This window comes from Rhizobium sp. 01T437 (assembly GCF_056398505.1).
Genome location: NZ_JBFTPM010000008.1, coordinates 47,191 through 70,286, shown reverse-complemented (window position 1 = coordinate 70,286; position 23,096 = coordinate 47,191). Strand labels below are relative to the sequence as shown.

The 23,096-nt window shown below is 60.2% G+C and carries 23 protein-coding genes and 1 tRNA gene; 23 read left to right on the top strand and 1 reads right to left on the bottom strand.

All coding sequences use genetic code 11. The features are described 5' to 3' along the window. Positions 1-61 precede the first annotated feature (61 nt). From AC1DM5_RS18080 to AC1DM5_RS17980, 21 genes are all read left to right on the top strand, one after another. A tRNA-Asp gene (locus tag AC1DM5_RS18080) sits at positions 62-138 on the top strand. 248 nt (positions 139-386) lie between these two features. After that, entirely contained in the window at positions 387-752 is a 366-nt protein-coding gene (locus AC1DM5_RS18075) for an NADH-quinone oxidoreductase subunit A (protein WP_007823878.1), read from the top strand. Beyond that, positions 743-1,327 (top strand): NuoB/complex I 20 kDa subunit family protein, encoded by a 585-nt coding sequence (locus AC1DM5_RS18070; protein WP_477822553.1) that lies wholly within the window; start codon positions 743-745, stop codon positions 1,325-1,327. Before AC1DM5_RS18075 ends, AC1DM5_RS18070 begins: the two co-directional genes overlap by 10 nt. Before the next feature lie 18 nt (positions 1,328-1,345). Next, positions 1,346-1,948 carry an NADH-quinone oxidoreductase subunit C gene (locus tag AC1DM5_RS18065; protein ID WP_477822554.1) on the top strand — a complete coding sequence of 201 codons (603 nt, stop codon included), beginning with the start codon at positions 1,346-1,348 and terminating at the stop codon, positions 1,946-1,948. Between the two features lie 67 nt (positions 1,949-2,015). Next, the gene (locus AC1DM5_RS18060) at positions 2,016-3,206 is read left to right on the top strand and encodes an NADH-quinone oxidoreductase subunit D (protein ID WP_477822555.1); all 1,191 of its coding nucleotides are present in this window, start codon (positions 2,016-2,018) and stop codon (positions 3,204-3,206) included. Beyond that, on the top strand, positions 3,206-3,478 hold the full coding sequence (locus tag AC1DM5_RS18055) for a hypothetical protein (RefSeq protein ID WP_477822556.1): 273 nt from the start codon (positions 3,206-3,208) through the stop codon (positions 3,476-3,478). Before AC1DM5_RS18060 ends, AC1DM5_RS18055 begins: the two co-directional genes overlap by 1 nt. 16 nt (positions 3,479-3,494) lie before the next feature. Beyond that, entirely contained in the window at positions 3,495-4,640 is a 1,146-nt protein-coding gene (locus AC1DM5_RS18050) for an NADH-quinone oxidoreductase subunit E (RefSeq protein ID WP_477822557.1), read from the top strand. Between the two features lie 12 nt (positions 4,641-4,652). Further along, positions 4,653-5,957, top strand: coding sequence for an NADH-quinone oxidoreductase subunit NuoF (gene nuoF, locus AC1DM5_RS18045; RefSeq protein ID WP_477822558.1), 1,305 nt, complete (start codon positions 4,653-4,655; stop codon positions 5,955-5,957). 4 nt (positions 5,958-5,961) lie between these two features. Continuing rightward, the gene (locus tag AC1DM5_RS18040) at positions 5,962-6,621 is read left to right on the top strand and encodes a 5' DNA nuclease (RefSeq protein ID WP_477975376.1); all 660 of its coding nucleotides are present in this window, start codon (positions 5,962-5,964) and stop codon (positions 6,619-6,621) included. Positions 6,622-6,846: 225 nt separating this feature from the next. Further along, positions 6,847-8,928 carry an NADH-quinone oxidoreductase subunit NuoG gene (gene nuoG, locus AC1DM5_RS18035; protein ID WP_477822560.1) on the top strand — a complete coding sequence of 694 codons (2,082 nt, stop codon included), beginning with the start codon at positions 6,847-6,849 and terminating at the stop codon, positions 8,926-8,928. Between the two features lie 12 nt (positions 8,929-8,940). Next, positions 8,941-9,987 (top strand): NADH-quinone oxidoreductase subunit NuoH, encoded by a 1,047-nt coding sequence (gene nuoH / locus AC1DM5_RS18030; RefSeq protein WP_037096242.1) that lies wholly within the window; start codon positions 8,941-8,943, stop codon positions 9,985-9,987. Between the two features lie 37 nt (positions 9,988-10,024). Next, the gene (nuoI, locus tag AC1DM5_RS18025) at positions 10,025-10,516 is read left to right on the top strand and encodes an NADH-quinone oxidoreductase subunit NuoI (protein ID WP_037096244.1); all 492 of its coding nucleotides are present in this window, start codon (positions 10,025-10,027) and stop codon (positions 10,514-10,516) included. Between the two features lie 142 nt (positions 10,517-10,658). Beyond that, positions 10,659-11,276 (top strand): NADH-quinone oxidoreductase subunit J, encoded by a 618-nt coding sequence (locus AC1DM5_RS18020; RefSeq protein WP_007823895.1) that lies wholly within the window; start codon positions 10,659-10,661, stop codon positions 11,274-11,276. Between the two features lie 25 nt (positions 11,277-11,301). After that, complete coding sequence (gene nuoK, locus AC1DM5_RS18015) at positions 11,302-11,610, top strand: NADH-quinone oxidoreductase subunit NuoK (RefSeq protein ID WP_477822561.1); 309 nt, start codon at positions 11,302-11,304, stop codon at positions 11,608-11,610. A gap of 7 nt (positions 11,611-11,617) precedes the next feature. Further along, a complete protein-coding gene (gene nuoL, locus AC1DM5_RS18010) occupies positions 11,618-13,615 on the top strand; it encodes an NADH-quinone oxidoreductase subunit L (RefSeq protein WP_477822562.1) in 1,998 nt (665 codons plus the stop codon). Beyond that, complete coding sequence (locus AC1DM5_RS18005) at positions 13,615-15,126, top strand: NADH-quinone oxidoreductase subunit M (RefSeq protein WP_007823904.1); 1,512 nt, start codon at positions 13,615-13,617, stop codon at positions 15,124-15,126. The genes nuoL and AC1DM5_RS18005 overlap by 1 nt, the downstream gene beginning before the upstream one ends. A 14-nt stretch (positions 15,127-15,140) precedes the next feature. Next, complete coding sequence (gene nuoN / locus AC1DM5_RS18000; protein WP_477822564.1) at positions 15,141-16,586, top strand: NADH-quinone oxidoreductase subunit NuoN; 1,446 nt, start codon at positions 15,141-15,143, stop codon at positions 16,584-16,586. Continuing rightward, on the top strand, positions 16,586-17,350 hold the full coding sequence (locus AC1DM5_RS17995; RefSeq protein ID WP_477822565.1) for a biotin--[acetyl-CoA-carboxylase] ligase: 765 nt from the start codon (positions 16,586-16,588) through the stop codon (positions 17,348-17,350). Before nuoN ends, AC1DM5_RS17995 begins: the two co-directional genes overlap by 1 nt. A 17-nt stretch (positions 17,351-17,367) precedes the next feature. Next, the gene (locus tag AC1DM5_RS17990; RefSeq protein ID WP_113324436.1) at positions 17,368-19,038 is read left to right on the top strand and encodes a ribonuclease J; all 1,671 of its coding nucleotides are present in this window, start codon (positions 17,368-17,370) and stop codon (positions 19,036-19,038) included. 2 nt (positions 19,039-19,040) lie between these two features. Beyond that, on the top strand, positions 19,041-19,445 hold the full coding sequence (gene mce / locus AC1DM5_RS17985) for a methylmalonyl-CoA epimerase (protein ID WP_113324477.1): 405 nt from the start codon (positions 19,041-19,043) through the stop codon (positions 19,443-19,445). A gap of 110 nt (positions 19,446-19,555) precedes the next feature. Continuing rightward, positions 19,556-19,831, top strand: a complete 276-nt coding sequence (locus tag AC1DM5_RS17980; protein WP_477822566.1) for a DUF1467 family protein — start codon at positions 19,556-19,558, stop codon at positions 19,829-19,831. Between the two features lie 315 nt (positions 19,832-20,146). Here AC1DM5_RS17980 and AC1DM5_RS17975 read toward each other — a convergent pair whose 3' ends face one another. After that, positions 20,147-20,425 (bottom strand): hypothetical protein, encoded by a 279-nt coding sequence (locus AC1DM5_RS17975; protein WP_477822567.1) that lies wholly within the window; start codon positions 20,423-20,425, stop codon positions 20,147-20,149. On the opposite strand from AC1DM5_RS17975, the gene proS reads away from it, so the two are divergent. Further along, entirely contained in the window at positions 20,424-21,746 is a 1,323-nt protein-coding gene (gene proS / locus AC1DM5_RS17970) for a proline--tRNA ligase (protein WP_477822568.1), read from the top strand. The genes AC1DM5_RS17975 and proS overlap by 2 nt on opposite strands. 17 nt (positions 21,747-21,763) lie before the next feature. Continuing rightward, positions 21,764-23,068 (top strand): lipoprotein-releasing ABC transporter permease subunit, encoded by a 1,305-nt coding sequence (locus AC1DM5_RS17965; RefSeq protein ID WP_477822569.1) that lies wholly within the window; start codon positions 21,764-21,766, stop codon positions 23,066-23,068. Positions 23,069-23,096 lie beyond the last annotated feature (28 nt).

Here is a 23,096-nt window from a genome sequence, read left to right as displayed (position 1 = left end):
CGTCAAATTGACGCCGTCTGTCCGGTTTCGTGGTATCCTCACGGTCCGAAAGGTCCAATGCGCGGGTGTAGCTCAGTCGGTTAGAGTGCCGGCCTGTCACGCCGGAGGTCGCGGGTTCGAGCCCCGTCACTCGCGCCACTTATCTCCGAAAAGCCATGCAGTTTCCGAGGGTCAGCCATGCGGCCTTCCGCGACATTTGCGGATTTGTCGCGACATCGTTGCATCTGCTTGATAATGTCCGTCTCACGCTGTTCGAATAGCTTCTGTAAAAGTCTTGCGCCGGGGCTCCGGCTGCGCTAACCACGGCTTGTTGCAACGCACGTTCGCTTGCCGGGCATTTGCCCAGTTGCGCCGCCCGGCGCCGCCCGCAAGCAGGGATGAACATGATGACTGAACTGCTCAGTTCCTATATTCCGATCGCTATCTTCATCGGCATCGCGCTCGTTATCGGCCTGGCGCTTCTCATTGCGCCGTTTGCCGTTGCCTTCAAGGCGCCCGATTCGGAAAAGCTTTCGGCTTATGAATGCGGCTTCAACGCATTCGACGACGCTCGCATGAAGTTCGATATCCGCTTCTATCTTGTGTCGATTCTCTTCATCATCTTCGACCTCGAAGTCGCTTTCCTCTTCCCGTGGGCCATTTCCTTCGGCGCCATCGGCTGGTTCGGCTTCTGGTCCATGATGGTCTTCCTTCTCGTGCTGACCATCGGCTTTATCTATGAATGGAAGAAGGGAGCCCTGGAATGGGAGTAGCCCCCGCTAACAATCAGACGCTCGTAGCGCAGCAGCCGAAGGGGATTATCGATCCCTCGACCGGCAAGCCGATCGGCAGCAACGACGCGTTCTTCGGCGAGATCAACAACGAGCTCGCCGACAAGGGTTTTCTCGTCACCTCGACCGATGAGCTGATCAACTGGGCTCGTACCGGCTCGTTGATGTGGATGACCTTCGGTCTCGCCTGCTGCGCCGTCGAAATGATGCAGCTCTCCATGCCGCGTTACGACGTCGAGCGCTTCGGCTTCGCGCCGCGCGCTTCGCCGCGCCAGTCGGACGTGATGATTGTCGCCGGCACGCTGACCAACAAGATGGCGCCCGCTCTGCGCAAGGTCTACGACCAGATGCCCGAGCCGCGTTACGTCATCTCCATGGGCTCCTGCGCCAATGGTGGCGGCTACTACCACTATTCCTATTCGGTCGTGCGTGGTTGCGACCGCGTTGTGCCGATCGATATCTACGTGCCGGGCTGTCCCCCCACGGCGGAGGCGCTGCTTTACGGCGTGCTTCTGCTGCAGAAGAAGATCCGCCGCACCGGCACGATCGAACGCTAAGGGTAAGGACAGAGAATTATGAGCGAAGCCCTTACTGAGCTTTCGTCCTACATTTCGGAAGCGCGTGGCAACCTGATTGCCGCCTCGCAGCTCAAATATGGCGAGCTGACGCTGACGACGACTGGCGATAACCTGATTCCGCTGCTGACCTTCCTGCGCGATGACGCCAAGTGCGGCTTCGTCAACCTGACGGATATTTGCGGCGTCGACTGGCCGCAGCGCGAACTGCGCTTCGATGTCGTCTATCATATTCTGTCTCCGAAGCAGAACCTGCGCATCCGCGTGAAGGTGGCGACTGACGAGGATACGCCGGTTCCGTCCGCCTGCGCCGTCTATCCGGGTGCCGATTGGTTCGAGCGCGAGACCTGGGACATGTACGGCGTGCTCTTCACTGGCCACCCGGACCTGCGACGGATCCTGACCGACTACGGTTTCGAAGGTCATCCGCTGCGCAAGGACTTCCCGACGACCGGTTTCGTCGAAGTTCGCTACGACGATGCGGCAAAGCGCGTCGTTTACGAACCTGTCGAACTGAAGCAGGAATTCCGCAATTTCGATTTCTTGTCCCCTTGGGAAGGCACGGAATATGTGCTGCCGGGCGACGAAAAGGCGAAGCAGTAAGTTTGAGGCGTGTGGCGGGCCGAAAGCCCGCTGTTCACTGACTACCTGAAAAAGCGAGCCCATCGCCATGACCGAACATAACGTCCGTAACTTCAACATCAATTTCGGGCCGCAGCATCCGGCGGCGCACGGCGTTCTGCGTCTTGTGCTGGAGCTTGACGGCGAAATCGTGGAGCGCGTCGATCCGCATATCGGCCTGCTGCATCGCGGTACCGAAAAGCTGATCGAGACCAAGACCTATCTGCAGGCCGTTCCCTACTTCGACCGCCTCGACTACGTGGCGCCGATGAACCAGGAACATGCCTATGCGATGGCGGTCGAAAAGCTGCTCGGCATCGAGATCCCGATTCGCGGCCAGCTCATCCGCGTGCTCTACTCGGAAATCGGCCGTATTCTGTCGCACCTGCTGAACGTCACGACGCAGGCCATGGACGTTGGCGCACTGACGCCGCCGCTCTGGGGTTTCGAAGAGCGCGAGAAGCTGATGGTGTTCTATGAGCGCGCCAGCGGCTCGCGCATGCATGCTGCCTACTTCCGTCCGGGCGGCGTTCACCAGGACCTGCCGGAACAGCTCGTGCAGGACATCGGCAAGTGGTGCGACGAATTCCCCGCGAAGCTCGACGATATCGACGACCTTCTGACCGGCAACCGCATCTTCAAGCAGCGTAACGTCGATATCGGCGTCGTCTCGTTGGAAGATTGCTGGGCCTGGGGCTTCTCGGGCGTTATGGTGCGCGGTTCGGGCGCTGCCTGGGACCTGCGCCGCGCGCAGCCCTATGAATGCTATTCCGATCTCGAATTCGACATCCCGATTGGCAAGAATGGCGACAACTATGACCGCTACCTGATCCGCATGATCGAGATGCGCGAATCCGTGAAGATCATGAAGCAGTGCGTCAATCGCCTGCTCAGTGATGCGAAGACGGGACCGTTCTCCTCGATCGACGGCAAGGTCGTTCCGCCGAAGCGCGGTGAGATGAAGCGCTCGATGGAAGCGCTCATCCACCACTTCAAGCTCTACACCGAAGGCTATCACGTTCCAGCCGGCGAAGTTTATGCCGCTGTCGAAGCGCCGAAGGGTGAGTTCGGCGTCTACCTCGTCTCCGACGGCACCAACAAGCCTTACCGCTGCAAGATCCGCGCTCCGGGTTATGCGCATCTGCAGGCAATGGACTTCATGTGCCGTGGCCACCAGCTTGCCGACGTCGCGGCCGTTCTCGGCTCGCTCGACATCGTGTTCGGCGAGGTGGACCGCTGATGCAGGCTCTGCCGCTCGCAGCCGCACTTCTTCTTTCGGCTTCCGGTGCCTTCGCGCAGGATGCCGGAAAGCTCGGCACGCCGCTGGGCCATGAGGAAGCGCAGCCGCCGGCAGAGCAATCGTCCATGGGCGATCTTTTGTCCAAGGGCTATCAAATCAAGGCCGCCGTGCCGAATGGCGGCAAGTTCGTGGTGTTTATGCAAAAAGACCAGTCGGCCTATGCCTGTGAAATGCAGTCTTTGACTGCTTCGCGGTGTGGAACGCTAAACTGACAAGGCGTGAGGAAGAATGTCCGTTCGTCGATTAGCCGAAGATCAATTCCAGCCGGCCGCATTCGCTTTCAGCGATGAAAATGCGGTCTGGGCGGAAAAGACGATTCAGAAATATCCCGCAGGCCGTCAGCAGTCCGCGGTCATTCCGCTGTTGATGCGTGCGCAGGAGCAGGATGGCTGGGTCACTCGCCCGGCGATCGAAAAGATCGCCGACATGCTGGACATGGCCTATATCCGTGTTCTTGAGGTCGCGACCTTCTACACCCAGTTCCAGCTTCATCCCGTTGGCACCCGCGCTCACGTGCAGGTCTGCGGCACGACGCCCTGCATGCTGCGTGGCTCGGAAAAGCTGATGGGCGTCTGCCGCAGCAAGATCCACCAGCATCCGTTCGAGCGCAATGCCGAGGGCACGCTCTCCTGGGAAGAGGTCGAATGTCTCGGGGCCTGCGTCAACGCTCCGATGGTGATGATCGGCAAGGATACCTACGAGGATCTGACGCCGGAGCGCCTGGAGGAAATCATCGATACGTTCGCGGCCGGAAATGGGGCGAGCGTCAAGGTTGGCCCGCAGATCGACCGTCACCTGTCTTCGCCCGAAGGTGGCCCGACGACCCTGCTGAGCGATGTTGCTGCCACCCGCACCGGGGTTAACAAGGCCCCGGCGACCGCGCCTGTCGACGGCGCGCCGGTTCCGCCCTCCGAGGCCGCTCGCCCGAAGAGCACCGATGCCGAGACTAACGCGTCGCTGAAGACGCCGGCAACGTCTCCCAAGGCATCGGCCAAGAATGCGAAGGCTGCCGAAGCTCAGCCGCTGTCCGGTACGGCCGCTTCCGAGCCCGCGCCGAAACCTGTCACTGAAGCCGTTGTAAAGCCGTCGCTGACCGACAAGAATCGCCCGGCCGGCATCGAAAAGCCTGCCGCTCCCGACGATCTCAAAATGATCTCTGGCGTCGGTCCGAAGATCGAAGCAACGTTGAACGAAATCGGCATTTTCACCTTCTCGCAGATTGCGGGCTGGAAGAAGGCCGAACGCGAATGGGTCGATGGCTTCCTGAATTTCCGTGGCCGCATCGAGCGCGACGACTGGGTCAAGCAGGCCAAGGCGCTCGCCAAGGGCGGCGAAGCGGAATATATCAAGGTCTTCGGCAAGAAGCCGCGGTAAGAGGTGTGAAGCATGTTAGAAGATAAAGACCGCATCTTTACCAACATCTACGGCCTCAAGGACAAATCCCTGAAGGGCGCGATGAGCCGCGGCCACTGGGATGGCACCAAGCAGATCCTCGAAAAGGGCCGTGACTGGATCATCGAGGAGATGAAGGCTTCCGGCCTCCGTGGCCGTGGCGGTGCAGGTTTCCCGACAGGCCTCAAGTGGTCGTTCATGCCGAAGCAGAGCGATGGCCGCCCGCATTACCTCGTCGTCAACGCCGACGAATCGGAGCCCGGCACCTGCAAGGACCGCGACATCATGCGCAACGATCCGCATACGCTGATCGAAGGCTGCGTGATCGCAAGCTTCGCCATGGGTGCCAACGCTGCCTATATCTATGTGCGCGGCGAATATATCCGTGAACGCGAAGCCCTGCAGGCCGCGATCGATGAATGCTACGATGCCGGCCTTCTCGGCAAGAACAACAAGCTCGGCTGGGATATGGACATCTTCGTCCATCATGGCGCCGGCGCTTATATCTGCGGCGAAGAAACCGCGCTGCTCGAAAGCCTTGAAGGCAAGAAGGGCCAGCCGCGCCTGAAGCCGCCATTCCCGGCCAATATGGGTCTCTATGGCTGCCCGACGACGGTCAATAACGTCGAATCGATCGCCGTTGCCCCGACTATCCTGCGCCGTGGCGCCGGCTGGTTCTCGTCCATCGGCCGTCCGAACAATGTCGGCACCAAGCTCTTCATGCTCTCCGGTCACGTCAACAAGCCGTGCACCGTCGAAGAGAGCATGGGCATCACCTTCCGCGAACTGGTGGACAAGCACGCTGGCGGCATCCGCGGCGGCTGGGACAACCTACTGGCCGTCATTCCGGGCGGCGCATCGTGCCCGATCGTTCCGGCCAAGGACATCATCGACTGCCCGATGGACTTCGACGGCCTGCGCGCTGTCGGCTCCTCCTTCGGTACGGCCGCCTCGATCGTCATGGACAAGTCCACCGACGTCATCAAGGCGATCGCCCGTATCTCGGCCTTCTTCAAGCATGAGAGCTGCGGCCAGTGCACGCCGTGCCGCGAAGGCACCGGCTGGATGTGGCGCGTGATGGAGCGCATGGCGCGCGGCAATGCCCAGAAGCGCGAAATTGACATGCTGTTCCAGGTCACCAAGCAGATCGAAGGTCACACGATCTGTGCGCTCGGCGATGCCGCCGCATGGCCTGTGCAGGGTCTGATCCGTAACTTCCGTCCGGAAATCGAAGCCCGCATCGACCAGTATACGGCCAGTGCGCTCGATCACGGTGCGGTTCTGGAGGCGGCTGAGTAAGCGCATGACGACCAGGGCATCCGACAGCAAGGTGGGAGAAGGGGCAGCCGATTTCGCGGCTGACTTCGGCCGTCTTGCTGCCGGCATGCTGGAAAATGCGCGTGCGATGCCCGTTCACCCGCTGATGGCGCATCCAGCTGCGGCATTTGCCGCGGCCACAGCGATCGGCTTCGGCATTTCCACGCAGATGGCCGGCGTCTTCTTCGGCGCACTGCAGGGCGCGTTCGAGACGGCGAACATGGCGGCCGCAGCGCTCGACGAAACGCCGCCGGATGAAGAAACGCCAGAGATGGCCATCCGCCCGGAGAATATTCGCCCTCCGGCTGAAACGGCTACGCCGGTTCGCAAGGCTGTAAAGCCGAAGCTGACGGTGGTTTCCACCAGGGCGCCGACGGTAGAAGCCGTAAAGCCGACGGTTGTCAAGACGAAGCCGGCCGCAAGGTCCAGGAAGGTTGACGACCTGAAGCTGATCGCTGGCATTGGTCCGAAGCTGGAGCAGGTGCTGAACAAAAGAGGCATCTGCACCTTTGCCGATATCGCGGCATGGAGCGACGCCGACGTTGCGAGCCTGGACGCTGAGCTCGGCTTCGACGGCCGCATCCTGCGTGACGACTGGGTTGGCCAGGCCAAGGTGCTGGCGACACGGGGCCGCAGGAAGAAGTAGATTTCCGGCCACAGGCGATGGCCGGAAGAATGGCGTATCGACCGACGGGGCAGGGGGCTCCGGGTCGTGGTGCCGATGGCGGGTTTCGGGTCTCGGAACCAGCGAAAGAGAATTTGGGCAATTCCGGCGCCGGGACGGACGAAATGTCTGTCTTGGCAATATGGATGTTGCAAAAATAGGTTTGTTTGCCGGTGCCCGGCGAATGGGAAACAGGACTGAGTGACGATGGCAAAACTGAAGATTGACGGTAACGAGATCGAAGTTCCGGATCATTACACGCTGATTCAGGCGTGCGAAGAGGCCGGTGCTGAAGTTCCGCGCTTCTGCTTCCATGAGCGTCTGTCGGTTGCCGGCAATTGCCGTATGTGCCTCGTCGAGGTCAAGGGCGGTCCGCCGAAGCCGCAGGCTTCCTGCGCCATGGGCGTGCGCGATATTCGCGGCGGCCCGAACGGCGAACTGCCTGAAGTCTTCACCAATACGCCGATGGTCAAGAAGGCCCGTGAGGGCGTGATGGAATTCCTGCTGATCAACCATCCGCTGGATTGCCCGATCTGCGACCAGGGCGGCGAATGCGATCTGCAGGACCAGGCCATGGCCTTCGGTATCGACACTTCGCGCTATCAGGAAGACAAGCGCGCCGTCGAAGACAAGTATATCGGCCCGCTCGTCAAGACGGTCATGAACCGCTGCATTCACTGCACGCGTTGCGTCCGCTTCACGACGGAAGTTGCCGGCATTTCCGAACTCGGCCTGATCGGCCGCGGCGAAGACGCCGAAATCACCACCTATCTCGAGCAGGCCATGACCTCCGAGCTGCAGGGCAACGTCGTTGACCTCTGCCCGGTCGGCGCACTGACCTCCAAGCCCTTCGCCTTCACGGCCCGTCCGTGGGAACTGAACAAGACCGAATCGATCGACGTCATGGACGCCGTCGGCTCGGCAATCCGCGTCGATACCCGCGGTCGCGAAGTCATGCGCATCCTGCCGCGCGTCAACGAGGCGGTGAATGAAGAGTGGATCTCCGACAAGACCCGTCACGTCTGGGACGGCCTGAAGACGCAGCGCCTCGACCGTCCTTACGTCCGCAAGGACGGCCGCCTGCAGCCGGCGAGCTGGGGCGAAGCCTTCGGCGCCATCAAGGCTGCCGTATCGGCAACATCAGGCGACAAGATCGGCGCGATTGCCGGCGACCTCGCTTCGGTCGAAGAAATGTATGCGCTGTCCGAACTGATAAAGTCGCTGGGTTCCGGGAACCTCGACTGTCGCCAGGATGGGACGGCACTTGATCCGTCGCTCGGCCGCGCAAGCTACCTTTTCAATCCGACCATATCAGGCATCGAACAGGCCGACGCACTGCTCATCGTCGGTGCGAATCCGCGCTTTGAAGCCGCCATCCTCAATGCCCGCATCCGCAAGCGTTTCCGTCGCGGCGGCTTCCCGATCGGTGTGATCGGCGAGGGTGGCGAGATGCGCTACAAGTATGATTACCTCGGTGCAGGTCCCGATACGCTGAAGGACATTCTTGACGGCGGCCACGCCTTCGCCGAAGTCCTCTCCAAGGCTTCCAAGCCGATGATCATCATCGGCCAGGGCGCTCTGACCCGTACGGATGGTGCAGGCGTTCTCGCAACCGCCGCCAAGCTCGCCGTCAATGTCGGCGCAGTCGCTGAAGGCTGGAACGGCTTTGCGGTGCTGCACACCGCGGCATCGCGCGTCGGCGGCCTCGACCTCGGCTTCGTGCCGGGCGCCAAGGACGCCAATGCCGCCGAGATGCTGAAGGCTATGGACGTGCTCTTCCTGCTCGGCGCCGACGAACTCGACTTCTCGACCAAGGCTGCGAAGTTCACCGTCTATATCGGCTCGCATGGCGACAGCGGCGCACATGGCGCCGACGTCATCCTGCCGGCTGCTGCCTACACCGAAAAGTCCGGCACCTGGGTCAACACCGAAGGTCGCGTCCAGATGGGCAATCGCGCCGGTTTCGCACCGGGCGACGCCCGCGAAGACTGGGCGATCATCCGCGCCCTTTCCGACGTGCTCGGCAAGAAGCTTCCCTTTGATTCTCTCGGCGAATTGCGCAGCAAACTCTATGCGGCATTCCCGCATTTCGCGGCCGTCGATGAGATCGCCGAAGGTGATAGCGCCCAAATTGCCGCACTGGCGAAAAAAGCCGGTAAGATGAACAAATCCGGGTTTGCGTCGTCGGTCAAAGACTTCTATTTGACGAACCCGATAGCGCGCGCCTCGGCTGTCATGGCCGAGTGCTCGGCATTGGCCCGCAACAATTTCAAAGTCGCGGCAGAGTAAGGGCAGGAACTCATGGATTCTTTCTTCTCGACCTATGTCTGGCCGGCGATCATCATGATCGGTCAGTCACTGCTGCTGCTCGTCTGCCTGCTGGTCTTCATCGCTTACGTCCTTCTTGCCGACCGCAAGATCTGGGCTGCCGTCCAGCTGCGCCGCGGTCCGAACGTCGTCGGCCCCTTCGGCCTGTTCCAGTCCTTCGCCGACCTTCTGAAGTTCGTCTTCAAGGAGCCTGTCATTCCGGCTGGCGCCAACAAGGCAGTCTTCCTGCTCGCCCCGCTCGTGACCGTGCTTCTGGCGTTGTCGACCTGGGCGGTCGTGCCGCTCGCCGATGGTTGGGTGGTTGCCAACATCAATGTCGGCATCCTCTACATCCTGGCGATCTCCTCGCTTGAAGTTTACGGCATCATCATGGGCGGCTGGGCTTCGAACTCGAAGTATCCGTTCCTCGGCGCGCTGCGCTCCGCCGCACAGATGGTGTCCTACGAAGTCTCGATCGGCTTTGTCATCGTCACCGTTCTTCTTTGCGTCGGTTCGCTGAACCTGACTGACATTGTCAATGCCCAGCGCACCGGCCTCGGCACGATGCTCGGCCTGCCGAATTCGTTCCTCGACTGGCACTGGCTGGCGCTGTTCCCGATGTTCGTCGTCTTCTTCATCTCGGCGCTCGCCGAGACGAACCGCCCGCCTTTCGACCTTCCGGAAGCAGAATCCGAACTCGTCGCCGGCTTCATGGTCGAATACGGCTCGGCTCCGTACATGATGTTCATGCTCGGCGAATATGCGGCCGTCGTGCTGATGTGCTCGCTGACGACGATCCTCTTCCTGGGTGGCTGGCTGCCGCCGGTTGATTTCTGGCTCATCAACTGGGTCCCGGGCATCATCTGGTTCATGCTGAAGTCATGCCTGGTGTTCTTCATGTTCGCCATGGTCAAGGCTTTCGTGCCGCGTTACCGCTACGACCAGCTCATGCGTCTCGGCTGGAAGGTTTTCCTTCCACTGTCGCTCGCCATGGTCGTCATCGTTGCATTCGTGCTGAAACTGACGGGATGGGCAGGCTGATGTCCAACCTCGTTTCCGGCAAAATTGGAGATTGAAGATGGGAAGCCTGTCCGCCTCCATCAACTCGCTTTTCCTTAAAGAATTCGTCGGCGCCTTCTTCCTGTCGATGCGCTATTTCTTCAAGCAGAAGGCGACGATCAACTACCCCTTCGAAAAGGGTCCGGTCAGCCCGCGCTTCCGCGGCGAACATGCACTGCGCCGTTATCCCAACGGTGAAGAGCGCTGCATCGCCTGCAAGCTCTGCGAAGCGATCTGTCCCGCTCAGGCGATCACCATCGAAGCCGGCCCGCGCCGCAATGACGGCACACGCCGCACGGTGCGTTACGACATCGACATGGTGAAGTGCATCTACTGCGGCTTCTGCCAGGAAGCTTGCCCTGTTGATGCGATCGTCGAAGGCCCGAATTTCGAATTCGCCACCGAAACCCGTGAAGAACTCTACTTCGATAAGCAGAGGCTCCTCGAAAACGGCGACCGGTGGGAGCGTGAAATCGCCCGCAATATGGCGATCGATGCGCCGTATCGTTGATTGAAATTTGAAATGCCGCGGGAAGGGCACTCTTGCTCACCGCGGTCAACATGCACCGGGGCTTTGCCGGCGAAAGCTGTGCGAAGTCCCATCGGGCAGGGAAACTCCCGGCTGCCCGGGGGAAGATGAAAAAGGCACCAACATGGGTCTGCAGGCTCTATTTTTCTATCTTTTCGCCTTTGTCGCGATAGCGTCGGCGTTCATGGTCATCTGGGCGAAGAACCCGGTTCACTCGGTTCTGTTCCTGATCCTGGTGTTCTTCAATGCAGCGGGTCTCTTCCTGCTGCTGGGTGCCGAATTCCTGGCGATGATCCTGCTCGTCGTCTACGTGGGCGCGGTCGCTGTTCTCTTCCTCTTCGTGGTGATGATGCTCGACATCGACTTCACCGAGCTTCGCGCCGGTGTTCTCGAATATGCGCCGATCGGCGCGCTGATCGGTCTCATCCTCGCAGCCGAACTCATCGTCGTCATCGGCGGCAGCGCGATCTCGCCCGAGATTGCCAAGACAGTCGCCATGCCGATCCCGGCACTCACCGAACGCACCAATACGGCGGCTCTCGGCGACGTGCTCTATACGAACTACGTCTACTTCTTCCAGATTGCCGGTCTGATCCTGCTGGTCGCCATGATCGGCGCGATCGTGCTGACGCTGAAGCATCGCACCAATATCAAGCGGCAGAATATTTCCCGCCAGGTTGCCCGCACGCCTGCGACCGCCGTCGAGGTGATCAAGGTCAAGCCGGGCCAGGGCGTGAGCTGAGCCGAGAGGTCAAGGAACAAAGAACATGGTCATCGGACTTTCCCACTATCTCACGGTCAGCGCCATCCTCTTCACGATCGGCATCTTCGGCATCTTCCTGAACCGGAAGAACATCATCGTCATCCTGATGTCGATCGAATTGATCCTGTTGTCGGTCAACATCAACATGGTCGCCTTCTCGTCGTTCCTCAACGACATCGTCGGCCAGGTCTTTGCACTGTTCATTCTGACTGTTGCTGCTGCTGAAGCGGCGATCGGTCTTGCAATTCTCGTTGTCTTCTACCGCAACCGCGGTTCGATCGCGGTCGAAGACGTCAATATGATGAAGGGCTGAGCGGCTCATGTTCCTCTATAAGGCTATCGTCTTCCTTCCCCTGATCGGCGCGATCATCGCCGGCCTCTTCGGCCGCGCGATCGGCGCCAAGGCGTCGGAATATGTCACCTGCGGCCTGATGATCATCGCCGCCGTCCTGTCCTGGGTCGTTTTCTTCACGGTTGCGCTCGGCCATCCGGAAGGCGTGATCAAGGTCGAGGTTCTTCGCTGGATCCAGTCCGGCGGCATTGACGTCTCCTGGTCGCTGCGTGTCGATACGCTGACCTCGGTCATGCTGATCGTCGTCAATACGGTCTCGACCCTGGTGCATATCTACTCGATCGGTTACATGCACACCGATCCGCATCGCCCGCGCTTCTTCGCTTATCTGTCGCTCTTCACTTTCGCCATGCTCATGCTGGTGACCGCCGACAACCTCGCCCAGATGTTCTTCGGCTGGGAAGGCGTGGGTCTGGCCTCGTACCTGCTGATCGGCTTCTGGTACAAGAAGCCCTCGGCATCGGCAGCTGCAATAAAGGCCTTCATCGTCAACCGCGTCGGCGACTTCGGCTTCGTGCTCGGTATTGCCACCGTCTTCGTGCTGTTCGGCTCGATCAACTTCGACACGATCTTCGCCAATGCTTCGACCTTCGCTCCGGCGGAAGGCGGCGGCGAAGCCGGCGAAGTGATCCTGAACCTCTTTGGCATGCATCTCGACAAGGCGCATGCGCTGACCGGCGCCTGCCTGCTGCTCTTCATGGGCGCAATGGGTAAGTCGGCACAGTTCCTGCTGCACACCTGGCTGCCGGATGCCATGGAAGGCCCAACCCCGGTATCCGCACTCATCCATGCCGCAACAATGGTGACCGCCGGCGTCTTCCTCGTCGCCCGCATGTCGCCGCTTTTCGAACTGTCGCCGGATGCGCTCGTCGTCGTGACGGTTATCGGCGCAATCACTGCCTTTTTCGCGGCGACCGTTGCTCTTGTGCAGAACGACATCAAGCGCGTCATCGCCTATTCCACCTGCTCGCAGCTCGGCTACATGTTCGTGGCGCTCGGCGCCGGGGCCTATGGCGCGGCGATCTTCCATCTCTTCACGCATGCCTTCTTTAAGGCGCTGCTCTTCCTTTGCGCCGGCTCGGTCATCCATGCCGTCGATGGCGAGCAGGACATGCGCTACATGGGCGGCTTGTGGCCGCATATTAAAGTTACTGCTGTCCTGATGATCATCGGCACGCTGGCGATCACCGGTTTCGGCATTCCCTTCACGCCGATCGGCTTTGCTGGCTTCTTCTCCAAGGATGTCATCGTCGAGGCGACCTATGCATCGCATTCGCCGGCTGCGGGCTTCGCCTTCACGCTGCTCGTTATTGCCGCGCTTTTCACGAGCTTCTATTCCTGGCGCCTGATCTTCATGACCTTCTTCGGCAGGCCGCGCGCTTCGCATGAAGTCATGCATCACGTCCATGAATCGCCACAGGTCATGCTGGTGCCGCTCTATATCCTGGCGATCGGCGCGGTCGTCGCGGGCGTGCTCTTCGAAGGCCGTTTCTACGGCGAGGAATATGCCGAGTTCTGGAAGGGCGCGCTCTTCACCGGTGCCGAGAACGAACTGGTGGAAGAATTCCATCATGTTCCGGTATGGGTCGGCCTCAGCCCCTTCATCGCCATGCTGCTCGGTTTCGTGACCGCCTGGTACATGTACATCAGGTCGCCGTCGACGCCGCGCAAGCTCGCCGAGCAGCACCGTGTGCTCTATCAGTTCCTGCTCAACAAGTGGTACTTCGACGAGCTCTATGACTTCCTCTTCGTCCGCAGCGCCAAGGCGCTTGGCAACTTCCTGTGGAAGAAGGGTGATGTCGGCGTCATCGATACCTACGGTCCGAACGGCATTGCCGCCCGCGTCGTCAACGTCACCGACCGCGTCGTGCGCCTGCAGACCGGCTACCTCTATCACTATGCCTTCGCGATGCTGATCGGCGTTGCGGCGCTTGTTACCTGGATGATGCTCGGGAGTTCCTTCTGATGACCGATTGGCCTATTCTTTCAACGGTCACCTTCTTGCCGCTCGTCGGCGTGGTGCTCTTGTTGCTGATGAACGGCGAAACCGAGAACGGCCGCAAGAACGTGCTGTGGATTTCGCTGATCACCACGGTCTTCACCTTCATCCTCTCGCTCTTCATCTGGATCGGCTTCGACAACGCCAATCCAGGCTTCCAGATGATCGAGCAGCATAGCTGGCTCGGCACCGGCATCGGCTACCATGTCGGTGTCGACGGCATCTCCATGCTGTTCATCATCCTCTCGACCTTCCTGATGCCCTTCTGCGTGCTGGCAAGCTGGCTCTCGATCGAGAAGCGGCTGAAGGAATACATGATCGCCTTCCTCATCCTCGAAGTGATGATGGTCGGTGTCTTCGTCTCGCTCGATATCGTTCTCTTCTACGTCTTCTTCGAAGGCGGCCTCATTCCGATGTTCCTGATCATCGGCGTCTGGGGCGGTGCGAACCGCGTCTATGCGAGCTACAAGTTCTTCCTCTACACGCTGCTCGGCTCGGTTCTGATGCTGCTCGCCATCATGGCGATGTACTGGCAGGCCGGCACGACCGACATCACCGCGCTGCTGGCCTACAAGTTCCCGCCGGCAATGCAGACCTGGCTGTGGCTTGCCTTCTTCGCCTCCTTCGCGGTGAAGATGCCGATGTGGCCGGTCCACACATGGCTCCCGGACGCACACGTCCAGGCGCCGACGGCCGGTTCCGTCATCCTGGCAGGCGTGCTCCTGAAGCTCGGCGGCTACGGCCTGATCCGCTTCTCGATCGGCATGTTCCCGGTCGCTTCGGATCATTTCGCGCCGCTCGTCTTCGCGCTGTCCGTTATCGCTATCATCTACACCTCGCTGGTCGCGATGATGCAGGACGACATCAAGAAGCTGATCGCCTATTCCTCGGTCGCTCACATGGGCTACGTGACGATGGGCATTTTCGCGGCGAACGCTCAGGGCCTGCAGGGTTCGATCTTCCAGATGCTGTCGCACGGCATCGTCTCGGGCGCGCTCTTCCTGTGCGTCGGCGTCGTCTATGACCGTACCCACACCCGCGAAATCGCGGCCTATGGTGGCCTGGTCAACAACATGCCGAAATACGCGGTGGCCTTCATGGTCTTCACCATGGCGAATGTCGGCCTGCCGGGCACTTCGGGCTTCATCGGCGAATTCCTGACGCTGATCGGTGTCTTCCGCGCCAACACCTGGGTTGCGCTCTTTGCCGCCACCGGTGTCATCCTCTCGGCTGCCTATGCGCTCTGGCTCTATCGCCGGGTGATCTTCGGCGCGCTGGAGAAGGAAAAGCTGAAGGCTCTGCTCGACCTTTCGCCGCGTGAAAAGGTCATCCTTTATCCGCTGGTCGCGCTCACTATTTTCTTCGGCGTCTATCCGGCTCCGGTCTTCGATGCGACCGCAGCTTCCGTAGACCATCTGATCAACAGCTATTCGGCCGCAGTGCAGGCAGCGCAGAATGTTGCGCTGTCGATGAAATGACGGGACTTTAGGACATGACTGCTGAAACAATCTCCCTGAGCCTGTACCTGTCCGCGCCGGAAATCATCCTCGCGATCGGTGCCCTCGTACTGCTCATGATCGGCGTCTTTGCGGGTGAGCGGTCTGGTCCGCTCGTCAGCACGCTGGCGATGATCGTGATTGCTATCTCCGGCCTCTGGTTGGTCTTCGTCCCTGGCGACGGGCTTGCCTATGGCGGTGTTTATCTCGCTGACGGCTTCGCACGCTTTATGAAGGTGCTGGCGCTGATCGGCTCCTTCGTCGCGCTGTTCATGTCGATGGGTCTCGCCAGAGAAAACCAGCTCGACAAGTTCGAGTTCCCGGTTCTTCTGGTGCTGTGTACGCTCGGCATCATGCTGATGATCTCGGCCAACGACCTGATCGCGCTCTATCTCGGCCTTGAGCTGCAGTCTCTGGCGATCTACGTCATCGCTGCGATCAACCGCGACAGCCTTAAGTCGACGGAAGCCGGCTTGAAGTATTTCGTGCTCGGCGCACTCTCCTCGGGCATGCTGCTCTACGGCATGTCGCTGGTTTACGGCTTTACTGGCCATACGCACTTTGCCGATGTCGCCCAGGCGTTGACGGTCGAAGGCACGCGTTCGCTCGGTCTGATCTTCGGCCTCGTCTTCATCCTCGCCGGCATCGCCTTCAAGATCTCGGCCGTTCCATTTCACATGTGGACGCCGGACGTTTATGAAGGCGCGCCAACCCCGGTCACTGCCTTCCTGGCGAGCGCACCGAAGGTTGCCGCCATGGCGATGATGACCCGTATTGTCATCACCGCCTTCGAGCCGGTGCTGACCGACTGGCAGCAGGTCATCGTCTTCATTTCGATCGCCTCGATGCTGCTGGGTTCGTTCGCGGCCATCGGCCAGAAGAACATCAAGCGACTGATGGCCTATTCCTCGATCGGTCACATGGGTTATGCGCTGGTTGGCCTCGCAGCCGGCAACCAGACGGGCGTCACAGGCGTCATGCTCTACATGGCGATCTACATGGTCATGACCCTCGGCTCCTTCGCCATCATCATGTCGATGCGCCGCAAGGACGGCACGGTTGTCGAGAATGTCAGCGATCTCGCCGGCCTGTCGACGACGAACCCCTTCATGGCTGTCGTGCTGACAGCACTGATGTTCTCGCTCGCCGGTATCCCGCCGCTCGCCGGTTTCTTTGCGAAGTACTTCGTCTTCGTCGCCGCCATCGAAGCCAAGCTCTATGCGCTTGCTGTCATCGGTGTCCTGGCTTCGGTCGTCGGCGCTTACTACTACCTGCGCGTCATCAAGCTGATGTGGTTCGATGAGGCGACCGGCGAATTCGCCCGCGTCTCCGGCTCGCTGCGCCTCGTCTTCGGTCTCTCCGGCCTCTTCGTCGCTGCCTATGTTCTCATCGGCGGTCCGATCGGTGGTGCGGCAGAGCTCGCTGCGGCAACGCTGTTCTGATGGCTTCCGACAAGCGGCGCCGGATATCGCTCGGCGATATCAGGCACGAGGCCTTGTCGGATACGTCGTCGACCAACACGGAATGCCTTGCCCGGGCTCGGGCAGGGGACAGCGGTCTGCTCTGGGTGACCGCCGAACGACAGACCGGCGGCCGGGGCCGCCGGGGCCGTCCCTGGGTTTCAGAGCGCGGCAATCTCTACGCCTCACTTCTCCTCATCGATCCGGCGCCGATGGAGCGCCTTGCCTCCCTGCCGCTGGCAATCGCCGTCGCCGTGCACCAGGCGATCCGCAGTGTATTGCCGCCCGGCGCCGAGCCGCTGGAGGTGAAGTGGCCGAACGATATCCTGATCGGACGCAAGAAGACCTGCGGCATCCTCGTGGAAGGCGAACGACTGGCGGATGGCCGCCATGCTGTCGTGATCGGCATCGGCATAAATGTATCGGTCATGCCGGACAATCCTATCTATCCCGTCACCTGCCTGCGCGGTCAGGGAAGTGCGGCTTCGCCCGAAGAGCTCTTCGCCCATCTCTTTGCCTCCATGGCCGAGACGCTTGATATCTGGGATGAAGGGCAGGGTATCGCCGAGGTCACGGCTCGGTGGCGCGCTGTCGCCTGCGGTATTGGCGAAAAGATAACCGTGAATCTGCCCGACAGGTCGATTTCAGGGTATTTCGCCGGGATAGATGATAATGGCCTGTTGATGCTCGATACCGGCGCAGGCAGGATAATGCCGATTGCGGCCGGCGATGTATTCTTTGGATAGTGGAAAAAACAAACATTATGGCGAAACAGGACGAACTGGTATTTCTGCCCCTGGGCGGCGTCGGCGAGATCGGCATGAATCTCGCGCTGTACGGCTACGGCCCGGCGGATCATCGCCAGTGGATCATGGTGGATTGCGGCGTCACCTTTCCGGGCCCGGATCTGCCGGGTGTCGATCTCGTCCTGCCGGATATCCGCTTCCTTGCCAATGAGCGCAAGAACCTCAAGGCGATCATCATCACCCACGCCCATGAGGATCACTATGGCGCGCTCGCCGATCTCTGGCCGGGCCTCAACGTGCCGGTCTATGCCTCGCCCTTCACGGCCGGCCTGCTGGAAGCCAAGCGCAATTTCGAGAAGGATGCGATCGGCGAAGTACCCGTGACGATCTTCAAGGCCGGCGATACGATCAATGTCGGCCCCTTCAGCATCGAGGGTGTCGCCGTCAATCACTCGATCCCCGAGCCCATGTCGCTGGTGATCCGCACGCCGCTCGGCAATGTCATCCACACCGGCGACTGGAAGATCGACCACGAGCCGTCGCTCGGACCTCTGACCGACGAGGCGCGCTTCCGTCAGATTGGCGATGAGGGCGTGCTGGCGTTGCTCTGCGACTCCACCAATGCGCTGCGCGACGGCGTTTCGCCCTCCGAGAAGGATGTCTCGGAGAGCTTGCGCAAGATCATCGAGAATGCCGAGGGGCGTGTGGCAATTACCACCTTCTCCTCGAATGTCGGCCGTATCCGCACTGTCGCCGAAGCCGCCGAAGCCGCCGGTCGCGAAGTGCTGCTGCTCGGAAGCTCGCTGAAGCGCGTGTGCGACGTTGCCCAGGACATCGGCCTGCTGGAGGGCGTAAAGCCCTTCATCTCCGAAGAGGATTACGGCTTCATCCCGCGTGACAAGGTCGTGGTGATCCTCACCGGCAGTCAGGGCGAGCCGCGCGCTGCCCTTGCCAAGCTCTCCCGCGACGAGATGCGCAATGTGGCGTTCACCGCCGGCGATATCGTTGTCTTCTCCTCGCGTGCCATCCCCGGTAACGAGAAGGCGATCCAGGACATCAAGAACGGTCTCGTAGAGCAGGGCGTTCACATCATCACCGACACAGAGGCGCTGGTGCATGTCTCCGGCCATCCGCGCCGCAACGAGTTGCAGAAGATGTACGAGTGGACACGGCCGAAAGTCGTTGTGCCCGTACATGGCGAGGCAACGCATCTGACGGCGCACAAAGAGCTTGCCGAGCAGTCCGGCATTCCGACGGTGCCGCGTGTGCGCAATGGCGATGTGCTGCGGCTCGCCCCGGGACCGGTCGAGGTGATCGACGAGGCGCCGCATGGCCGCATCTACAAGGATGGGTCACTGATCGGTGACTTCGATGAGATGGGCATCGGCGAGCGCAAGAAGCTTTCCTATGTCGGCCATGTCGCCCTCAGCATCGTGCTCGACAGCCGCTACGACATCATTGGCGAGCCCGATCTCGTGGCGATCGGCCTGCCGGTCTATGACGACGAGGGCGAAGATATGGAAGATGGGTTGTTCGACGCCGCGATCGGGGCGTTCGAGAGCATTCCACGCGCCCGCCGCAAGGATATCGACATGGTACAGGAGGCTCTGCGCCGCGCCGTGCGCGCTGCCGCCAATCATACCTGGGGCAAGAAGCCTCTCGTCACGGTCTTCATCACCAGGGTCTGATGATGCTTGGCCGGGTGAACCATATCGCCATCGCCGTGCCTGATCTGGCCGCCGCAGTCGCGAGCTATCGCGACACTCTGGGGGCAGCGGTCTCGCAGCCGCAGGCGCTACCGGCGCATGGCGTGACGGTCGTTTTCGTGGAGCTGCCGAATACCAAGGTGGAGCTGCTGGAGCCGCTCGGTGAAGCCTCGCCCATTGCGGCCTTCCTCGAGAAGAACCCGTCGGGCGGAATGCACCACATCTGCTACGAGGTCGCCGATATTCTCGCTGCCCGCGATCGGTTAACGGCATCGGGGGCTAGGGTGCTTGGCAATGGCGAGCCGAAGATTGGCGCGCATGGCAAGCCGGTGCTTTTCCTCCACCCGAAGGACTTCTTCGGTACGCTGATCGAGCTGGAACAGGTCTGAAGCTCTGCGTCAGAGTGACCTAAATCGCCCACCGCCTTTGAACTGGCCGCCATTCCGGCTTATAAGCAGCCAAAACCAGCCGCTAAGGCGCCATATCGACGGGAACCAAGATGTTTCAGGCCTTCCTTCAGGGGTTCGCAGTTTATTTCATTATCTGGTGGATCACGCTTTTCGCCGTGCTGCCGATCGGCCTGCGCACTCAGGCGGACGATAATGATGTTGTGCTGGGCACCGTGCCGAGCGCGCCGACCCGTTTTCGTCCGGGTTTCGTTTTTTCGCTGACGACGCTCATTTCAGGTGCAATTTACGGCTTCTGGTATATCTGTTCGACCTATTTCGGTCTCGGCTTCGATGCACTTCCACAAATAGGGCCTAGCTTCTATTAGGAATGGCTTTTGCTCAATCTTTGAGCAGATGTAAATGCAACCGCGAAAAATCTGTCATACGGACGTCATGCAAGTGAGGCAAAGAGCTTGCGTAACGGAAGGCGGGCTTACCTAACGAAAGGCGAGCTTGATTTTTCGGGAATGTCGGAAGCCGAAAAAGCAAAAAAAAACAAGGCTAAAAGCCTTGTTTTAATTATCGCGTGATCCTTAACCGTTACCGGGGCAGCGACGAGCGCGCCTAAGATCTGATCCTCCCAAGACTTGACCGCGAGTTCGGCAAGAATTTAACCTTCCTGCCTGTTTTGTGAGCTAAAGCTAGCTCAAAGATTGTGCTTTGTCATTAGCTTTTTTTGCATTTTTGCTACACTCACGCAAAATTTTTCTGTTGACAAGATTTGCCTTCAAGCCCTTATAAATACGCGCTTTTTCGCGCCTGCTCAATTTGTGGGCGCTAACATGCGTCTGCGGGAGGCAGCTGGCACGGGTCGCGGGTTTCCTTCCTGCCGCGAAGCGGCTATGAACGCTCCCATCTTTAACAAATGCCGTCGATTCCGCTTGGGTAAGCGGCGTCTCAACTGTACCGGAATCCGCCATGCGTCTGTCCCGCTTTTTCATACCCATTCTCAAGGAAAACCCCAAGGAGGCGGAAATCGTCTCTCACCGGCTGATGCTGCGCTCCGGTATGGTGCGCCAGCAGTCGCAGGGCATCTATTCCTGGCTGCCGCTCGGCAAGAAGGTGCTGGACAAGGTCAACAACATCATCCGCGAGGAGCAGAACCGCGCCGGCGCCATCGAGCTTCTGATGCCGACGCTGCAGTCGGCCGAGCTCTGGCAGGAGAGTGGCCGTTACGACGCCTATGGCAAGGAGATGCTGCGCATCAAGGACCGTCAGGACCGTCCGATGCTCTACGGCCCGACCAACGAAGAAGTGATCACGGATATCTTCCGTTCCTCCGTGAAGTCCTACAAGGACCTGCCGCTCAATCTCTATCATATCCAGCTGAAATTCCGTGACGAGATCCGTCCGCGCTTCGGCACCATGCGCTCGCGCGAATTCATGATGAAGGACGCTTACTCCTTCGACTTGACGCGCGAAGGTGCGGAACATTCCTACAACAAGATGTTCACCGCCTATCTGCGCACCTTCGATCGCCTTGGCCTGCGCGCCATTCCGATGCGCGCCGACACCGGCCCGATCGGCGGCGATCTCAGCCATGAATTCATCATCCTCGCCGACACCGGCGAGTCGGAAGTGTTCTGCCACAAGGATTTCGTCAATTTCGACATTCCCGTGGAAAATACGGATTTCGACAGCGTCGACGGCCTGAAGTCGATTTTCGACAAGTGGACGTCGCTTTATGCCGCGACCTCCGAGATGCATGACGAGGCGGCCTTCAACGCCATTCCGGAAGGCGAGCGTCTTTCTGCGCGCGGCATCGAAGTCGGTCATATTTTCTACTTCGGTACCAGGTATTCCGAGCCGATGGGCGCGAAGGTGCAAGGTCCCGATGGCAAGGAACATACCGTTCACATGGGTTCCTACGGTATCGGCCCGACACGCCTTGTTCCCGCCATCATCGAAGCATCGCATGATGAGAACGGAATCATCTGGCCGGAGTCGGTCGCGCCCTTCGATGTTGTGGTCATCAACATGAAGGCCGGCGACGAAGCCTGCGACGGCACCTGCGAGCTGATCTACGCGGCGCTGACGAAGGCCGGCAAGGATGTGCTCTATGACGACACGGACGACCGTGCCGGCACCAAGTTTGCGACCGCCGACCTGATCGGCGTGCCGTACCAGATCATTGCCGGTCCGCGCGCGGTCGCGAATGGCGAAGTGGAAGTGAAGGACCGCAAGACTGGCGCCCGCGAGACGATGACCATCGAGGCGGCGATCAACAGGTTCGTGGCTTAAAGAAAGACGGAGGCGAAATGGCAGAGGCAGCAGTGGACCGGAGTTCAAAATCCGGCTTGGGTCCGGCTGGCAAGCCATTTTCCACCTTCGAACGCCTTGTGGCATGGCGCTATCTGCGCGCCCGCCGCAAGGAGGCGTTCATCTCCGTCATTGCCGGCTTCTCCTTCGTCGGCATCATGCTGGGCGTTGCGACGCTCATTATCGTCATGGCCGTGATGAACGGGTTCCGCACGGAGCTCGTCTCGCGCATCCTCGGCATCAACGGCCACATGATCATCCAGCCGATCGATGGTCCCTTTACCGACTATGCCGACCTCGTGAAGAAATTCGAGGCCGTGCCCGGCATCAAGATGGCGTTGCCCTTGGTGGAAGGCCAGGTGCTTGCCTCCTCGCGGACGGGCGGCAGTACCGGTGCGCTGGTGCGCGGCACGCGCGCCGAAGACCTGACCAAGCTCAAGGCCGTCTCCGACAATATCAAGTCCGGCGACATGGTGGGTTTTGCTGCAGGCGACAGCGTTTTGATGGGCACGCGCATGGCCGACCAGCTCGGCCTGCGGGTCGGTGACCTGATTACGCTGACGTCACCGGAAGGTGATGTGACGCCGATGGGCGTCAATCCGCGCATCAAATCCTACAAGATCTCCGGTCTCTTCGAGATCGGCATGTCGGAATACGATTCCTCGATCATCTATATGCCGCTCGAGGAATCGCAGCTTTATTTCAATGCCGACGGGCTGGTGCAGTCGATCGAACTCTTCGTCAATAACCCCGACGATATCGACAATCTGAGGCCCAAGGTGGAGGAGGCGGCCGGTCGGCAGATAGCCATCACCGACTGGCGTCAGCGCAACCAGACCTTCTTCTCCGCCCTGGAGGTGGAGCGCAATGTCATGTTCATGATCCTGACGCTGATCGTGCTCGTGGCCGCGCTCAACATCATCTCCGGCCTCATCATGCTGGTGAAGGATAAGGGCAGCGACATCGCAATCCTGCGCACCATGGGTGCGAGCGCCGGCGCCATTATGCGCATCTTCTTCATGACGGGAGCGGCGATCGGCATCGTCGGCACGATCGCCGGCGTTTTGCTTGGCGTGCTCGTCTGCGTCAACATCGAGTCCATCCGCCAATTCTTCTCCTGGATCTCAGGCACCGTGATCTTCAATCCGCAGGTCTATTTCCTCAGCCAGCTGCCGGCGGAAATGGATGTGAGCGAAACGGTTTCTGTCGTCATCATGGCGCTGACTCTCTCCTTCATCGCGACGATCTTCCCCGCCTGGCGCGCCTCCCGCCTCGATCCCGTTCAGGCCCTTCGTTACGAATAAGGCCGTGATCCAAGGTCAAATCCAAGGC

Excerpts from the sequence above, each read along its gene's own strand:
- AC1DM5_RS18075 (WP_007823878.1), top strand. The coding sequence starts at position 387 with ATGACTGAACTGCTCAGTTCCTATATTCCGATCGCTATCTTCATCGGC.
- AC1DM5_RS18070 (WP_477822553.1), top strand. The coding sequence starts at position 743 with ATGGGAGTAGCCCCCGCTAACAATCAGACGCTCGTAGCGCAGCAGCCG.
- AC1DM5_RS18065 (WP_477822554.1), top strand. The coding sequence starts at position 1,346 with ATGAGCGAAGCCCTTACTGAGCTTTCGTCCTACATTTCGGAAGCGCGT.
- AC1DM5_RS18060 (WP_477822555.1), top strand. The coding sequence starts at position 2,016 with ATGACCGAACATAACGTCCGTAACTTCAACATCAATTTCGGGCCGCAG.
- AC1DM5_RS18055 (WP_477822556.1), top strand. The coding sequence starts at position 3,206 with ATGCAGGCTCTGCCGCTCGCAGCCGCACTTCTTCTTTCGGCTTCCGGT.
- AC1DM5_RS18050 (WP_477822557.1), top strand. The coding sequence starts at position 3,495 with ATGTCCGTTCGTCGATTAGCCGAAGATCAATTCCAGCCGGCCGCATTC.
- nuoF (WP_477822558.1), top strand. The coding sequence starts at position 4,653 with ATGTTAGAAGATAAAGACCGCATCTTTACCAACATCTACGGCCTCAAG.
- AC1DM5_RS18040 (WP_477975376.1), top strand. The coding sequence starts at position 5,962 with ATGACGACCAGGGCATCCGACAGCAAGGTGGGAGAAGGGGCAGCCGAT.
- nuoG (WP_477822560.1), top strand. The coding sequence starts at position 6,847 with ATGGCAAAACTGAAGATTGACGGTAACGAGATCGAAGTTCCGGATCAT.
- nuoH (WP_037096242.1), top strand. The coding sequence starts at position 8,941 with ATGGATTCTTTCTTCTCGACCTATGTCTGGCCGGCGATCATCATGATC.
- nuoI (WP_037096244.1), top strand. The coding sequence starts at position 10,025 with ATGGGAAGCCTGTCCGCCTCCATCAACTCGCTTTTCCTTAAAGAATTC.
- AC1DM5_RS18020 (WP_007823895.1), top strand. The coding sequence starts at position 10,659 with ATGGGTCTGCAGGCTCTATTTTTCTATCTTTTCGCCTTTGTCGCGATA.
- nuoK (WP_477822561.1), top strand. The coding sequence starts at position 11,302 with ATGGTCATCGGACTTTCCCACTATCTCACGGTCAGCGCCATCCTCTTC.
- nuoL (WP_477822562.1), top strand. The coding sequence starts at position 11,618 with ATGTTCCTCTATAAGGCTATCGTCTTCCTTCCCCTGATCGGCGCGATC.
- AC1DM5_RS18005 (WP_007823904.1), top strand. The coding sequence starts at position 13,615 with ATGACCGATTGGCCTATTCTTTCAACGGTCACCTTCTTGCCGCTCGTC.
- nuoN (WP_477822564.1), top strand. The coding sequence starts at position 15,141 with ATGACTGCTGAAACAATCTCCCTGAGCCTGTACCTGTCCGCGCCGGAA.
- AC1DM5_RS17995 (WP_477822565.1), top strand. The coding sequence starts at position 16,586 with ATGGCTTCCGACAAGCGGCGCCGGATATCGCTCGGCGATATCAGGCAC.
- AC1DM5_RS17990 (WP_113324436.1), top strand. The coding sequence starts at position 17,368 with ATGGCGAAACAGGACGAACTGGTATTTCTGCCCCTGGGCGGCGTCGGC.
- mce (WP_113324477.1), top strand. The coding sequence starts at position 19,041 with ATGCTTGGCCGGGTGAACCATATCGCCATCGCCGTGCCTGATCTGGCC.
- AC1DM5_RS17980 (WP_477822566.1), top strand. The coding sequence starts at position 19,556 with ATGTTTCAGGCCTTCCTTCAGGGGTTCGCAGTTTATTTCATTATCTGG.
- proS (WP_477822568.1), top strand. The coding sequence starts at position 20,424 with ATGCGTCTGTCCCGCTTTTTCATACCCATTCTCAAGGAAAACCCCAAG.
- AC1DM5_RS17975 (WP_477822567.1), bottom strand. The coding sequence starts at position 20,425 with ATGGCGGATTCCGGTACAGTTGAGACGCCGCTTACCCAAGCGGAATCG.
- AC1DM5_RS17965 (WP_477822569.1), top strand. The coding sequence starts at position 21,764 with ATGGCAGAGGCAGCAGTGGACCGGAGTTCAAAATCCGGCTTGGGTCCG.